Below are 13910 nucleotides of genomic sequence, written 5' to 3'. Positions count from 1 at the left end.
AAGAGGATTATATGGGGCGAATTGCTATTCGCCCGTACGTATTTGGAAATCAATGAAATATTTTGTATATTGATTAGTTAATAATGTAAACTAAATAAGGTTCCGTGGCCGATTGGGAGGCCTGATTACGCAATAATCAGTAGATTGGTTCGAATCCAGTCGGAACCTCGAGATGATGTACGGTGTATAGTTGACAGTTTGTAGTTAACCGTACACCCTACACCGTCAACTGTTCACCGTTAACTAAACATCGTAAACAAAAAAAGCCTTCTAATGAAAATTAGAAGGCTTTTTTTTGGTGTGGGGAGAGCAGGATTCGAACCTGCGAAGGTTACCCAACGGATTTACAGTCCGTCCTCGTTGGCCGCTTGAGTATCTCCCCTCCTTATATTGTTAAACTAAAATAGCATATGTATGTTTTGTGGGGAGAGCAGGATTCGAACCTGCGAAGGTTACCCAACGGATTTACAGTCCGTCCTCGTTGGCCGCTTGAGTATCTCCCCCTCCGGTATTTTTTATTTTAGTCTAACAATAATGTATAAGATCGTGTATGTTTTTATGTGGGGAGAGCAGGATTCGAACCTGCGAAGGTTACCCAACGGATTTACAGTCCGTCCTCGTTGGCCGCTTGAGTATCTCCCCTTCAGCGTATGCCTCAGTTCTTCATTAGAACGGTGCAAAGATAGCGCTGTTTTATTAATCTGCAAGCGTTTTGTCGCTTTTTTTTGTTCGCCATCCCCTCAAGATTCATTAACTGTTTGGTTATAAAAAACTAAGCCTTTGAAATTTTTTGTAAACTTTTTTTACAAAAAATAAGAAACACCCGAAAACCGACTTCTTTCGTGCCGTTTTTAGTCGATATAGCGCAGGAGATGTTCCCATTCATTTCCCGTTCACTTCTCCTTCATGCAGGCAGTTCAAAAACTCGAAAAGGGGAACATAAATAGAGATGGGTATTGGGTTGACCTAGGACTTTTATCCTTTGTTTGTCATAAACCTTATAAATTGAACACAAATGAAAACAAATAGTAGCCCTCCTTTTTTGGGTTTTGCCTACATTTGTTTGAGACGATGATAGTAAAGTGAACCTAAAGAACAAGATAGATGATTTTACCTTTCGAGCCCTATAATCCCAAGTGGAAAGAACAATTTGAAAAGATAAAAAGCGAATTAGCTCTTCGTTTAAAAGAGTTGCAACCTCGCATTGAGCATATTGGTAGCACATCCGTTGACGGATTGGCGGCTAAACCTATTATTGATATTATGGTTGGTGTTCGCAATGAGGAAGAGCTAGATGTAGTTCCAGCCTTATTAGCAGGACAAAATTATGTGTATTATCCCAAGTATAATGTCGATATGCCGTATCGCCGTTATTTTGTTTTGTTGCATGACGCTCCAAGTGCATTAGCCTTGCCTGAGGTCATTGATGTACAGGATGAAATACCTGAGAAAATGCACGACCACAACCTGCGTTTAGCCCATATCCACGTTATTCCTACCACGTCTGAAAATTGGACACGCCATTTAGCCTTTCGCGATTATTTGCGTACACATCCTTCAGTTAAAGCTGCCTATCAGGCCTTGAAAGAACAGTTGGTACAGCAACAGTGGGAGACAGGAAATGATTACAACGATGGTAAAGATGCATTCATCCAAAGAGAAGAGCAAAATGCGATACGTTGGTATAAAGAAAATGAGAAGTAGAAAGAAGTACGATTAAGATATGAAAGTAATAGATTTAAGTCAAGTAGATAAAGAAGCCATCGTTCAGGTATTGAATGAATCCTTTGCGGATTACATCATTCCTTTACAGCTTACTGTGGAACAATTAGAAAATAAAATAGCAGCTGAAAACATCCAGTTGAATCTTTCTGTGGGGGTTTTAGATCAAGAGAAATTAGTGGGGTTTATGCTTCATGCACTCAATACGGTAGAAGGAAAACTAACGGCTTATAATGCTGCTACAGGTGTAGTGCCTTCGCATCGAGGGCAAGGCCTAGTCGCTAAGATGTATGCATGGTTATTTGAGCAATTAACGCCTTTAAAAGTAGAACAATTAGTCTTGGAAGTAATCGAAGGAAACCATGCTGCTATTCGCGCTTATGAAAAAATGGGTTACCAAAAAGCCAGAAAATTAATCTGTTTTGAAGGAGAAACAGACGTGAATCAGAAGAATAAACCAGTTGAAATTAAGGAATTGACTGATTTTAATTGGGCTGTTTTTTCTTCTTTTTGGGATATTCAACCGTCTTGGCAAAATGCGGTATCCGCATTGGAAAACAGCAAAGCCCGTTGTCGCATCTTAGGCGCGTATAGTGAAGGGAAAATGGTTGGTTACCTTATTTTCAATCCAACGTCTAAACGCGTACTCCAATTAGCTGTAGACGCAAATCACAGAAGAAAAGGAATTGCAACACAATTAATTCAAACCATGCAGCAAATCACCGAATCTAAGGCGATATACGTCTATAATATTGATGATGCATCCGCAGCCATGGCTGCTTTTTTCAATCAATTGGATTTGACTAGTGATTTAGCTCAATTCGAAATGAAAAGAACACTTTAATTAGTCCTAAATTTGTAGATGTTAACGCATGTGATAGTCTCTTTTAAGAAGAGAGAAAATCTCGGCATCTACAAATTTTCCTTTTTCAAAAAAGTAATCGCGTAAAACTCCTTCTGCTTGTAAGCCTACTTTTTCAAGTAATTTACGAGAAGAAATATTAGCAGGATCGATAAACGCTTCGATGCGGTGTAAATCAAATGTTTCAAAACCAAAAGGAATAAGAGCTTGAATTGCCTCGGTCATAATACCAGTTCTCCAAAAATTAGGATGTAGTTCATACCCAATCTCTGCACGAGCATTTTCAGTAGAAAAATTGTGAAATCCACACGTACCAATCAATCGATCAGGTCTTTCCTGTAAGGTAATGGCCCAACGAATAGCATTGTCGTCTTGGTAGCGTTCTTGCCAAGCTAACAGCAATTCTTGCGCTTCTTGAACAGATTGAAAGGTAGGCAAATCGTAAAAATCTGTAACCTCATCTCTCGAAAAATAATCAAATAGTGCTGGTGCATCTGTAAAATGTAGGGCTCTTAAGAGCAGGCGATCAGTCTGTAAGGTTGGGAATTCGTTGAAAAACATCAGTTAGATGAGTTTAGTTTGAAATGAATAAAAAGTAAAAGTAGTAAATAAAACTGACGTGCTGGAGTCAATTTTGTTTTTTAGACGTTGGCATATAGCGATTCAAAAAGAATAAAAAAGCGCGTTCCCAGGAACGCGCTTTAGCTATAAATTAATCTTGTATTTGTTGTGTTCAGACTGAAAGTCTTTCGTAATTAAACTGCCAAAATCAGGGTGATTTACCTCGTTTACATCAATGTCAATTAACGTTAGGCTTTCTGTGTCTGCAGCTTTTGCAATGACCTTTCCATCGGGGTTGACAATTTGACTTTCTCCTCGATAGGATTCCAATTCACCCTCGAAATACTCTTCGCCAATTCGATTGCAGCTGATATAGAAACATTGGTTTTCCAAAGCTCTAATAGGAACAATCGTTGGAGTTACAGGACCTCCAAAGCAAGAAGAATGACAAATAACATCCACTTCTTGTAGTTTCAGGAGTGACGTATGTTGCGGAAACCAACAATCAAAGCAAATGGTTAACCCAATAGTTGCTTGTGGGGTTTGATGTACAATGGCTGTATCACCGGGTTGAAAAAAACGCTTTTCATAATCGGGTAGGTGTATTTTTCGATAGGAAGCAACTAATCCTGCTGCACTAACTAAAATAGAGGTGTTGTATAAAACACCCTGATCTACTTCAGGTATTGTCCCAGAGATGAATCCATTTCCTGTTTCTTGGAGCAAACGCGTTAGAAATTGAACCGTTTGGCTGTTGTTTAAATCTTCTACAAAAGGTAAAATCTCTTCTCGTGTATCCATTGCATAACCCGTTGTAAAGAACTCAGGTAAAACCAATAAATCAAATGTTTCTTGTCTCACCTTTGTTGCTATATAATCTAGATTCGCTTGAATATCTCTCCAAATGACCGCATATTGAAAAAAACCTACTCGCATCGTTTTTTGTATAATTGAAATTAGTTACTTGTTCCAAAGATAACCTAGAATGGAGAGAAAAAGGTATTATTTCGATTTAATTTGGCCTGATTGATACAGATGTAAAGCAGCATCAAGGATGTCTTGAATAGGAGCGAAGGGCAAATCTTTTGTCGGATCAATAGTCAGACTTTTCATGCGTTTTCTCGTTCCTACTTCCAAGAGCGGATGCTCAATTCGATGTCCTTCTACTAATAGCAAATAAGGCGTTTGAGGTGCTTTTGTAAGTGCTAAAAAGCAAAACATTCGATTGCGAAAAGAAAAACAAGGCGTACCCCATTTTAGCGATTCCGTGATACGAGTATCCTGTTGCAGAATAAAGTCACGCAAGGCCAATAAACAGCTTTGATTGGGCTCCGGTTGTTTGAAGTAAAAAGAATCTACTGCGTTTAACATTAGGTTGTGGCTAAATATAGGAATACTTCTGCTTGTAAAGGATTTTGGGCTTTTGGTCCATAGACTTCAAAATCCGAAGTGTAAGTTCGTTCAAGATTTGGTGAATTCCAAATTTTAATCCATGCATTGATGACAATATTTTCGAGTAAATTACCCTGTACATCAATCTTCGTATACGATCCACTAGGGATAATATGCCCCACCATTCCGTCGGGAATTTCGGCTAATGATTGTACCTCACAACCTATAATAGTGGTATAAGGAGCCGTAAAGTCACTTTCGTAATCCGTGTATATTGCATAGATGTCTTCGCTTCGTTTAGCTGGGATTTTTGCTTGAATTTGCTGGGTATGAAAGTCGTTCCATAGCTGTGGAATATCCAAGGCAGATTGCTCGTTTTGATTGGTTGTACGTATAGCAATTCCAATGATATACTTAGCGGATACTTGAGTCTTTTGCATGCTTGTATTTATTTTTAATGTTGCGTACAAAAGTAGATAGGAGGGATGACAACCCTATGTCAAGAGGACAAAGAAAAGGAACAATTAACAGGTTGAGGCGGAAGGAAATTCACAAGTAAAAGTGGAAAGTGAGTTCATTTGTAAAATTGTTTATGTAGTGCTTGAAAAATTATCAAAAAATGAATAATTTTTTAATTTAACTCTATTTTTTGAATATATTTTATAGTTAATCTAAAGTGGTATGATGGATAGTGGGAAAAAAAAGCGTAATTTTGACTGAAAATTTTCTTATTTCTAATTGTATCTACTATGAATTTATATAATCCTGTATTTCTAGTAATTGATGATCATCCGATGATTTTGACTAGTTATATTCGCTTACTTCGAGAAAATTTTTTAGAGAGTACCTTTTACGCAAGTGAATCTATTCCGAAGGCATTAGAATACCTCGATGAATTGGAAAGTATTGACATGCTGATTATTGATTATAATTTGGCGAAAAACTTTGATGTTCAACTGCGTATTTCAGATGGACAAAAATTAGCCTTATATGCTCAAAGTAAATTTCCGAAAGCAAAAATCATAATGATTACGGGGCATGAAGAAGCGTTGTTGATTTACAGCATTCACAAAACAAGTAAGGCCTGATGGATTATTGATGAAAGCCGATGTTACTGATGAATTATTGATTGAAACGATTCGCCAGTGTATGATTGGACAGGTCGTGTATAGTCAAGGAGTGAAAAATGTATTGAGCTTATTGGCTAAACGTCAATTGATGCAACAAGAACAGTATATCGAAATTCTTATGTTATTGGATAAAGGATACAAAGTACAAGAAATATGTGAAATTGTATTTAAAAGTCAGAGCACCGTGCAACGGATGTTGACCACCATGAAAAAGGAGTTTGAAGTGAATGATTTGTCTGAGCTATTGAAGCAAGTAAAACTCCAAGGTTTCATCTAATTTTAAGAAATCCAGCCCTTGATTTTAGCCAAAATGAATACTCAACTTTCATATTTGTTAAAAAAAGAGCGGGATGCTTTGAATACAGCGGTCTTATAGCTACTTTAGTTCTTGATAAGATCATACAAGCACATTTGTTAGGGGCTTTGAATGGGGTTTTTAACCTAGTTTTTTACCCGATCAAAGTAAACAAATGATTTAAAAATGAGTATCTATTGATTAATTTAGGTAAGTAGGGATTGGTTGTGGGGACACCAATCCCTATTTTACTTTTGAGAGGATTACCTCGATAATAGTTCCTTTCTTTTCTGTGGAATTTATCGTTAGAATGGCATTCATTTGGTTGACGCGATACTGAATATTCTTTAATCCTATTCCTTTTTTTACTTGACTAACTTTAAATCCAACACCATTGTCCTGAATTTTAATATGATAATTGGAGGTGGATTCAACAATAGAGATAATCGCTCTAGTCGCTTGTGCGTGTTTAATGATATTTTGAATCGATTCTTGAATGATGCGATAAATATTCATCTTCGTTTCATAATCAAAGGTACTCCAGTCAAAATTGCGTGCAATGAGCAAGGTAAACGCATGTTGATCTGTGGAATTCTTCTCAATTAAATTTTCTAGAATAGGAGTAAAGCTCCCTAGTGTTAGGGTTTGATCTTGAAGGTTATGCGAAATTCTTCGAATTTGCTGTTGCGCTCCTTCTATTTCAGAGGCAATGAGGTCGCGATTTTCCTGTTTGCATTCATTGGATAGCATTAAGCGAATGTTGAATAAAGTATTGATGATGCCATCGTGTAGTTCTGCACTGATACGCGTTCTTTCGTCAAGTAAGGTATTTTTGGCAATTTCTTCTTGTTGTAAAATTAACTTGTATATTAATTCGCGGTCATTTTGTTGGTGCTGTTCAAATAAAAGGCGTTTTTGTATCATCTTTTGTTTGAATACAATATAGATTAATACCGATAAGAGTACCCCCAAGATAGATAAGATACTGAATATAGTAAGGCGTTGAGAGAGTAACTCATTTCGAGCTTCTAGTTGCGCTGTTTCATATTCAATACGGGCAAATTTCGTTCTATTTTCAATTTGTAAAGTCTTTAAGCTATCGTTGATTTCGTAATAGCGTTGGGCATATTCCATCGCATTTTTTTGATCGTATAAGCTGAGGTAACGCAAATTGGTTAAAGCTGTATTACGCGCTTTCACTTGTTCTGACGTTTTAAATCCTTTTTTCCAATAGTCAATGGCTTGTAAAGTGTCTTTTTTAGCTAAATACAGTTCTCCTAAGCGACTGTAACTTGAAATAAGCCCTTGAGGGTTTTGAAGGCTATCTCGGATGACAAAGGCTTCTAAAACGAATTTTTCAGCTTTGTTTAGCTGGTTGGTCTTGATGTAAGTAAATGCTAAATTATTGAGAAGCATGGCATGAAAAAGAGATTTTTTCGAATTAATATCTAAGAGTGCGAGACCTTCTAAGAACGTTTTTTCTGCTTTTTCATACTCTCTCAAACTATTGTATTGGTAGCCAATATTGTTGTAAATGCCCAATTTGGAATAGGTGGTGTTTTCTTTTGAATTTAATGTATTAATTAGATTCAAAGCTTTTTGATTGTAAAGAATAGCTTCCTCTTTTTGAGAATTTTGATCTAAAATGCCAGCTACTGTTGAATAGGCTTCAATGAGTAATTTTTTATCGTTGTAGTGATTTAGGTTCTTCAGTGCATTGAAGGCTTCTACTTCTGCTTGGTTAAAAAGCCCTTCTTCAAATAGAATTACAGCCATGGATTTTTGCATCATCCCAATATGTAAGGTGTCTTTTTGCGTTTCATAAAACTTAACTGCATAGGAATACGAAGCATAGGCACTATCTAGCTTTACAACATCTTCATAGTAATCGCCCAAATAGTAGTAAGACCGAGCAATATGGGCGGTATCTTTATCTTTTTTGGCTAACTCCAATAGGTTTTGACTGATGCGTAAATATAAATCTAGATGCTTGACATTGTAAGCCGTATTGGCGGCGTCAAATAAAAGCTCCCGATGTTGTGCGTTATTGGAATTGTGAGCGAGGTGATCAAATATAGAATCTAGGACGCGGTGCTTTTTCTGCGTGGAAAGACTATCCTCTTCAAGGCTATCTAATATTGTTGAAATGGCCGAATGTTTTTCCGCAAGGGGACGATCAGAACAACTGAGGAGTGAAAAGAATAGGAAAAGGATAAAACAAGATCTGTATTGCATAAGTAGAAGGTAATGAATACAAATAAACTAAAAAAAAAACAATCCCCAATCTGTTGCAACACAAAGGGGATTGATTCTCTGATGAAATGATTTATTTTCTTTTGTCTTTTAATATGGCAATATCACCGTTCTCTTGTGCACTAGATGCACTGTTGATGATCTTTCTTTTGTCTTTTAAAATAGCAATATCTCCATTGTCTGCTGTTCTACTTGTCGGGTCTATAGGATTTGGAATAGAATCCGTTTGAACGCTTGTATCATTCGCTGTGTTTGTGCTGATAGCATTAAAATTTGTTTGCTGATGGCTTCCACCATTGACTTCTGTAGGCATATTATCAGTTGAACATGATGCTAATGCAAGTAAAGCCAAGATAGATACTGAGGAAAGGATAGTTTTTTTCATAAGTAGTAAAATTATATTTGATTTTTTTAAAAATTAAAATAAAAAATAGATAAATTGAATGTATATTTAGTCTTTTAAACAATTAAAATTCTTTTTTAGGATAAAATCCTGCGATTGTCTAACAAACATATTTATATTTTGCCTTGAATAGGTACAGTAAAAGTATACAATGTGTTAATAAAAATAAAAGTATTTTGAGTTTTACTTTATTAATTATTGATGATCATCAAATGATTGTCGATTGGTATAAATACGTTTTACAACAAGTGTATCAAGATGCTACGATCTTGAGTGCCACCTCTATAGCCGAGGGAGTGGCTCATGTTGATCATTGTACGAGATTGGATATGGTGTTGGTCGATTACAATTTAGGAAAAGGAGATACAGAGGCAGAGATTGCCAATGGGGTTGAATTCGTCCACTATTTCCGGCGGAAATTTCCTAAAGCAGATGTAATTTTAGTTACCGGGCATGAAGGAACTCTTGTATTATATACCATCCATAAAAAAATAGTTCCTCAGGCATTATTACTTAAGATTGATGTCACGGAAGATTTGTTGAAACAAGCCGTGCAAGCTGTCCGGAGAGGCGAGCGATTGTATAGTATGCACGCGAATGAAGGCTTAAAAGAAGTGTATAAGAAAGATTCCCTTCTACAAGAACAAAATGTGCAAATTTTATTATTGCTCGATAAAGGATTTAAAATCAAAGAAATTAGCGAAACATTGTTTTTGAGCGAAAGTGCTGTCAATAAGCGTATTGCTGGACTAAAACAAACGTTTGATGTCTTGGATAATGGTGGGTTGGTGAAAAAAGTCAAAGAAGAAGGCTTTATTTAATAACAATCTTTTGCAATAAATTTTTATCATAGGATAAAAAAAAATAAAATTTATAAGCCGACTTTCGCAAAAAAATTAAAATGAACTGGATTTTTTTAATTATCGGAGGATTTTTTGAAGTTGGATTTACTTATTGCTTAGGAAAAGCCAATGAGAGTAAAGGAACGGAAGCGATTTGGTGGTATGGAGGCTTTTTGTTTGCCTTAGTAATGAGTATGGCTTTGTTGATGAAAGCTACTCAGACGTTGCCTTTGGGAACGGCTTATGCGGTTTGGACTGGAATCGGCGCTGTAGGAACGGTATTGGTTGGAATCTTAGTCTTTAAAGATCCAGCAACTTTTTGGCGTATGTTCTTTATCGCTACCTTAATTGGATCTATTATTGGATTGAAAGTAGTATCTGCTTCTTAATAAATCATTACCTTTTTAGGTTTTTTTTGCTATTAATTCTGATTTTGTATTTATATTTGTTAGATAAATACAAATGAAATATTTAAAAATTGCAAAAATGAAAAGAATGAGAGTTTTAACAGCGGGATTGATGGTTTTGGCCTTAACTGCTTGTAACGAGAAAAAGAGTACGGAAAATGCACCTGAAGCAGCTGTAGCTCCTGTAGTAGAAACAGCCGTAACAACAAAAGCAAACTTAGTTGGAAACTGGGAATTGATTGCCATTCACACGGAAGATACAGCAGACAAAAAAGTAGAAGACTTATTCCCTGGTAAAAAACCAACCCTTAATTTTGAGGGTGAATCAATGGTACATGGTACAGATGGGTGTAATAATATTACAGGTGAATACGAAGTGAAGGAAAACAATGGTATTGCTATCGGAGATAAACTAGCTGCTACAAGAATGTTTTGTGAAGGTGTAGCTGATGTTGCGTTTACGAAGGGATTAACAGAAGTAACAAATTACGAAATTACAGAAAGTGCTTTACTTTTCAAGAAGGGAGATAAAGTGGTGATGGAGTTTAAACAAATTACGCCTGCAATTGATCAAGAAGTAAAATAACAAGAGTATAACATAAAAAAAAGCGACACTACCTAGTGTCGCTTTTTTGTTTATCTGTTTTTTAACTGTGAACTTCTTGTTGTTTCGCATAACCAAAAAGCTGTTTCTCTTTAATCATGCTCGCAATTCCAGCAGGAAGCTTGTCTTCCCATCCTGGTTCATTGCATTGGATAGCACGGAGTACATCTCTAGAAAAGATATCTAAGTCTTTTGGATCGTAATTTGTGATGTCTACAATTTGATTGTTCTTCTTGAAGAATTTGTACAATTCTTTGATATGCAAGTCTACTTTTAAATTGGTTGAATCGATCAGTTGGCCCGCTTCATCGTGCATTGGATAAAGGTATATTCTCATCTGATTGCGGAATAATTTACCTAAAGCCTCTAGCATTCCTCCAGTTAGATTCGCATAGTATTTCTCTTCAAAAATATTAAGCAAGCTACTAACACCCATAGAAAGTGCAATTTTTTCCGTCGTGTATTTAGAAAAATAAGCGGTTAATTTATAGTACTCTTGGAAGTTGGAAATCATTACCGTTTGTCCTAAAGAGCACAGTAAATCCGCGCGATGTAGGAAGTCATTTTCATCTAAATTTCCTTCCATTAGTAGGTTTGAAAGTGTAATTTCAAAAATCACAGTGGTATCTTGGCGTTGCAATTGATTTTCGTTGACGAAAGATTCCAATGCTTTTTTGTACATGTCCATGTTTACTAAAGTAACAGGTCTAAAACTTCCACGAAGCGCTAGAATATTTTTGCGGTATAATTCATTAGCTGCAAGTCTACTTTGTCCATCAGGTCCAAACATAACAGCTTCTGTCATTCCGTTTTTAACCAACAACAAACTCATCAGACGATTGTCAATATGAGCAAATAAATGGCCGGTTAAGCTAATGCTGTCAATCTCGATTTGATCGCGATCCAAGTGGTCGTATAAACAACTAATTAGTTTCTTAGGGTCATGGTGTTGGTAGTAAGCCCCATAAATAAGGTTTACCCCAATAATACCTAAAGTTTCTTGTTGTAGTTTAGAGTCTGTTTCTTTAAACTGAATGTGCAAAACGATTTTGCTATAAGGTTCTTCTGGTGCAGTTTGGAAAATAATTCCAACCCAACCATGTCCTTTGTTCTTTTTGGCGTAATCAATAGTCGCTACAGTATTGGCATAGCTAAAAAAAGTTTTCGTCGGATTCTCTGCGCGGGGAATGCGGTCTTCAATCTTTTTTGTTTCATAATCCAACATCTTATTCAATCTGCTCTCTGTTACATAACGCCCGTCATCCTCAACGCTGTAAATAGCATCACTGAAAGACTTGTCATAGGCAGACATTGCTTTAGCAATCGTTCGGGAAGAACCTCCAGCTCTAAAAAAATGACGCACGGTTTCTTGGCCTGCGCCAATTTCGGCAAATGTTCCGTAGATATTGTGGTTCATGTTAATGCGGAGTGCCTTATCTGAAATAGCCGGTTGCTGTTCTATAATTCTATCTCCCTCTAATACTAAATCTTCTGCAAAATATTCCATCTGTAAGCTTTTGAAACAAAGTAACAAATTCTATACAACAAAAAAAAAGATAAAGTGTACTTTTGTATAAAAAGGACTAGGTTTTGGAAATACGATTTTTAGGAACAGGAACTTCGCAGGGAGTACCAGTAATAGCAATTGATCATCCGGTGGGAAATAGTTTAGATAAACGCGATTATAGGTTGCGAACTTCGGCTTTGATTACGTGGGATGATGTAACCATATTAATTGATTGTGGCCCCGATTTTAGACATCAAATGCTACAGGCACAATGCAACCAGATTGATGCCATTCTCTTTACGCATGAACACGCCGATCACATTGCAGGATTGGATGAAATTCGCCCATTGACCTTTCTCTATGGACCGATACCTATTTACGCCTCAGATCGCGTGATGCAAGCCTTAGAGAAACGCTATGAATATATTTTTACTACGGAGAATCGCTATCCTGGAGCACCCAGTGTCCAACAAAATATCATCACACCGAATCAGACCTTTTACATCAAAGACAAGCCGATTATTCCGCTGTTGATTCAACATGGGGATTTGCCTATTTTTGGATTTAGATTAGACGATTTGGTCTATATTACCGACGCAAAATACATCGATGAAAGTGAAATAGAAAAAATAAAAGGATGCAAGATTTTGGTGGTTAATGCCTTGCGTATCAAAGAACATCCAACCCACTTCAACTTAGAGGAAGCATTGGCTTTTATTGAGAAAATCAATCCTTGTCATGCCTACTTGATTCATATTTCGCAAGATTTAGGTTTTTACGAAGAAGTGGAAAAGATATTGCCAAAAAATGTATCTTTGGCCTACGATGAACAACAAATAAAACTACCATAAACATGAGACATAAAGTCTTTTTTTACCTATTTGTTTTTTCAGTACTAATCATAGCGCTTTTATACAATACCAATCGCAACATGATGAAATCAGAAGAGAAAAGAATCGAAGTAGCCCACAAACGCATTGCGATTGTTCGAGATTCTCTGAAGTTAGTATCGAAAGAATTAAATGAAGCCAAGTATTTTTCTTTGGGATATAATGACGATGCCCAAGAGTATTTTGATTATAAAACGTTGGATCAAGACGTGGATAAAATACGAGAAGAAATACTGGCATTGAACCACATAGAAACGGGTAATCCACTAGTTCCGTATGGAGCGATGAATGGACAAAAGTGTGTGATTAATAAAGTGCAATTTATTAATCATCGCTGGATTATAGCAGACTTTTATTCTGGAGCCATTCACGGCGAAGTATTGATTAAATATTTTTACAGCCCAGAAAAGCCAACGGACTTCTCAACGATAGAAACCGTATTGTATTCCACTCACTAAACAAAGAAGTATGCGACAAATTGGACTAGTACTAGGCGTGCTCTTATCTGTTAGTTTAGTTTCTTGTGATTTTATTCTCAAGGATAAGAATACAGCGTCAGAACGAGAAAAAACAGTCAAAACGGATGGTGGTACCACCGTTGTTGGAGAAGAGGATGGATTTGGATGTGCGTATACAGCAGGATATCGCTATAGTTATCTCTTAGCAGACTGTATTCGCGTGTTTGAACAAGGATTTCGTTTGAATCCCATCGAAGACGAAGGAAGCTTAGAAAACGATTTAGAAAATAACGAAGTAAGCTGTTTTGTTCTCTTTGCTAAAGACGGAAAAGAAGCTGAGATTTTCTTGCCCCAACAAGAAAAAAGTATTGTGTTGGAAAGCGATAAAACGAATTCAATCTATTTCAAGGACGGCTGGCAACTCAATGCTGAAAAGGGAATGGTGTTGAAATATAAAGATGAAATCAGATTTACAGCAGCTAAAACAATCGATTTACAGTTGATTCATTCCGATCAAACAATTGAAGGAGCGGAAGAGCTTTTTTAAGTGATACAGGAAACAATCCAATAAGATAATATAAAAA

Annotated in this window: 17 protein-coding genes and 4 tRNA genes; 11 read left to right on the top strand and 10 right to left on the bottom strand. The window is 36.5% G+C overall.

The features are described 5' to 3' along the window. The first annotated feature begins 98 nt into the window (after positions 1-98). Positions 99-168 (top strand) — tRNA-OTHER (locus M2306_RS08290). Between the two features lie 133 nt (positions 169-301). Here M2306_RS08290 and M2306_RS08285 read toward each other — a convergent pair. The 3 genes from M2306_RS08285 to M2306_RS08275 all read right to left on the bottom strand — a co-directional run bounded on the left by M2306_RS08285 (position 302) and on the right by M2306_RS08275 (position 642). Beyond that, positions 302-382, bottom strand: a tRNA-Tyr gene (locus M2306_RS08285). A 40-nt stretch (positions 383-422) separates the two neighbouring features. Beyond that, positions 423-503: transfer RNA gene (locus M2306_RS08280), tRNA-Tyr, on the bottom strand. 58 nt (positions 504-561) lie between these two features. Further along, positions 562-642: transfer RNA gene (locus tag M2306_RS08275), tRNA-Tyr, on the bottom strand. Between the two features lie 462 nt (positions 643-1104). Between M2306_RS08275 and M2306_RS08270 the strand changes: the two genes are divergently transcribed. Next, positions 1105-1704 (top strand): GrpB family protein, encoded by a 600-nt coding sequence (locus M2306_RS08270; protein WP_115089849.1) that lies wholly within the window; start codon positions 1105-1107, stop codon positions 1702-1704. Between the two features lie 19 nt (positions 1705-1723). Further along, complete coding sequence (locus M2306_RS08265; protein ID WP_259188245.1) at positions 1724-2566, top strand: GNAT family N-acetyltransferase; 843 nt, start codon at positions 1724-1726, stop codon at positions 2564-2566. A 21-nt stretch (positions 2567-2587) separates the two neighbouring features. Here M2306_RS08265 and M2306_RS08260 read toward each other — a convergent pair whose 3' ends face one another. From M2306_RS08260 to M2306_RS08245, 4 genes are all read right to left on the bottom strand, one after another. Continuing rightward, positions 2588-3145, bottom strand: a complete 558-nt coding sequence (locus M2306_RS08260; protein ID WP_259188247.1) for a GNAT family N-acetyltransferase — start codon at positions 3143-3145, stop codon at positions 2588-2590. A gap of 144 nt (positions 3146-3289) precedes the next feature. Then, complete coding sequence (locus M2306_RS08255) at positions 3290-4081, bottom strand: carbon-nitrogen hydrolase family protein (RefSeq protein ID WP_259188248.1); 792 nt, start codon at positions 4079-4081, stop codon at positions 3290-3292. A gap of 66 nt (positions 4082-4147) precedes the next feature. Further along, entirely contained in the window at positions 4148-4516 is a 369-nt protein-coding gene (locus M2306_RS08250; protein ID WP_115089853.1) for a DUF1801 domain-containing protein, read from the bottom strand. Then, positions 4516-4977, bottom strand: a complete 462-nt coding sequence (locus M2306_RS08245) for a GyrI-like domain-containing protein (protein WP_115089854.1) — start codon at positions 4975-4977, stop codon at positions 4516-4518. Before M2306_RS08245 ends, M2306_RS08250 begins: the two co-directional genes overlap by 1 nt. A 309-nt stretch (positions 4978-5286) precedes the next feature. Here M2306_RS08245 and M2306_RS08240 point away from each other — a divergent pair, with 309 nt between their 5' ends. Next, the gene (locus M2306_RS08240; protein WP_498882816.1) at positions 5287-5625 is read left to right on the top strand and encodes a response regulator; all 339 of its coding nucleotides are present in this window, start codon (positions 5287-5289) and stop codon (positions 5623-5625) included. A 10-nt stretch (positions 5626-5635) separates the two neighbouring features. Continuing rightward, entirely contained in the window at positions 5636-5944 is a 309-nt protein-coding gene (locus tag M2306_RS08235; protein WP_498882815.1) for a helix-turn-helix transcriptional regulator, read from the top strand. Positions 5945-6205: 261 nt separating this feature from the next. On the opposite strand, the gene M2306_RS08230 is transcribed toward M2306_RS08235, so the two are convergent. Together M2306_RS08230 and M2306_RS08225 are read right to left on the bottom strand one after the other, a co-directional pair. Next, entirely contained in the window at positions 6206-8197 is a 1992-nt protein-coding gene (locus M2306_RS08230; RefSeq protein ID WP_259188250.1) for a tetratricopeptide repeat-containing sensor histidine kinase, read from the bottom strand. A 91-nt stretch (positions 8198-8288) separates the two neighbouring features. Further along, complete coding sequence (locus M2306_RS08225; RefSeq protein WP_259188252.1) at positions 8289-8600, bottom strand: hypothetical protein; 312 nt, start codon at positions 8598-8600, stop codon at positions 8289-8291. 194 nt (positions 8601-8794) lie between these two features. On the opposite strand from M2306_RS08225, the gene M2306_RS08220 reads away from it, so the two are divergent. The 3 genes from M2306_RS08220 (at position 8795) to M2306_RS08210 (ending at position 10453) form a co-directional block, all read left to right on the top strand. After that, complete coding sequence (locus M2306_RS08220) at positions 8795-9439, top strand: response regulator (protein WP_115091597.1); 645 nt, start codon at positions 8795-8797, stop codon at positions 9437-9439. An 80-nt stretch (positions 9440-9519) separates the two neighbouring features. Then, positions 9520-9849 (top strand): DMT family transporter, encoded by a 330-nt coding sequence (locus M2306_RS08215; RefSeq protein WP_115089857.1) that lies wholly within the window; start codon positions 9520-9522, stop codon positions 9847-9849. Positions 9850-9946: 97 nt separating this feature from the next. Beyond that, on the top strand, positions 9947-10453 hold the full coding sequence (locus M2306_RS08210) for an META domain-containing protein (protein WP_259188254.1): 507 nt from the start codon (positions 9947-9949) through the stop codon (positions 10451-10453). A gap of 61 nt (positions 10454-10514) precedes the next feature. Here the strand turns inward: M2306_RS08210 and M2306_RS08205 are convergent, their stop codons facing one another. After that, entirely contained in the window at positions 10515-11978 is a 1464-nt protein-coding gene (locus tag M2306_RS08205; RefSeq protein WP_002991458.1) for a hypothetical protein, read from the bottom strand. Between the two features lie 83 nt (positions 11979-12061). Here M2306_RS08205 and M2306_RS08200 point away from each other — a divergent pair, with 83 nt between their 5' ends. Genes M2306_RS08200 through M2306_RS08190 form a run of 3 tightly spaced genes read left to right on the top strand, consistent with a single transcriptional unit; the run spans position 12062 to position 13873 of the window. Next, entirely contained in the window at positions 12062-12829 is a 768-nt protein-coding gene (locus tag M2306_RS08200; RefSeq protein ID WP_259188256.1) for an MBL fold metallo-hydrolase, read from the top strand. Positions 12830-12831: 2 nt separating this feature from the next. Beyond that, positions 12832-13326, top strand: coding sequence for a hydrolase (locus M2306_RS08195; RefSeq protein WP_115089860.1), 495 nt, complete (start codon positions 12832-12834; stop codon positions 13324-13326). Between the two features lie 10 nt (positions 13327-13336). Next, positions 13337-13873: a hypothetical protein gene (locus M2306_RS08190; protein ID WP_115089861.1), complete on the top strand. Its 537-nt coding sequence runs from the start codon at positions 13337-13339 to the stop codon at positions 13871-13873. Positions 13874-13910 lie beyond the last annotated feature (37 nt).

Origin of the sequence: Myroides gitamensis (genome assembly GCF_029894455.1) — a bacterium.
GTDB lineage: Bacteria > Bacteroidota > Bacteroidia > Flavobacteriales > Flavobacteriaceae > Flavobacterium > Flavobacterium odoratum.
This window is presented reverse-complemented; position numbering and strand designations above follow the sequence as displayed.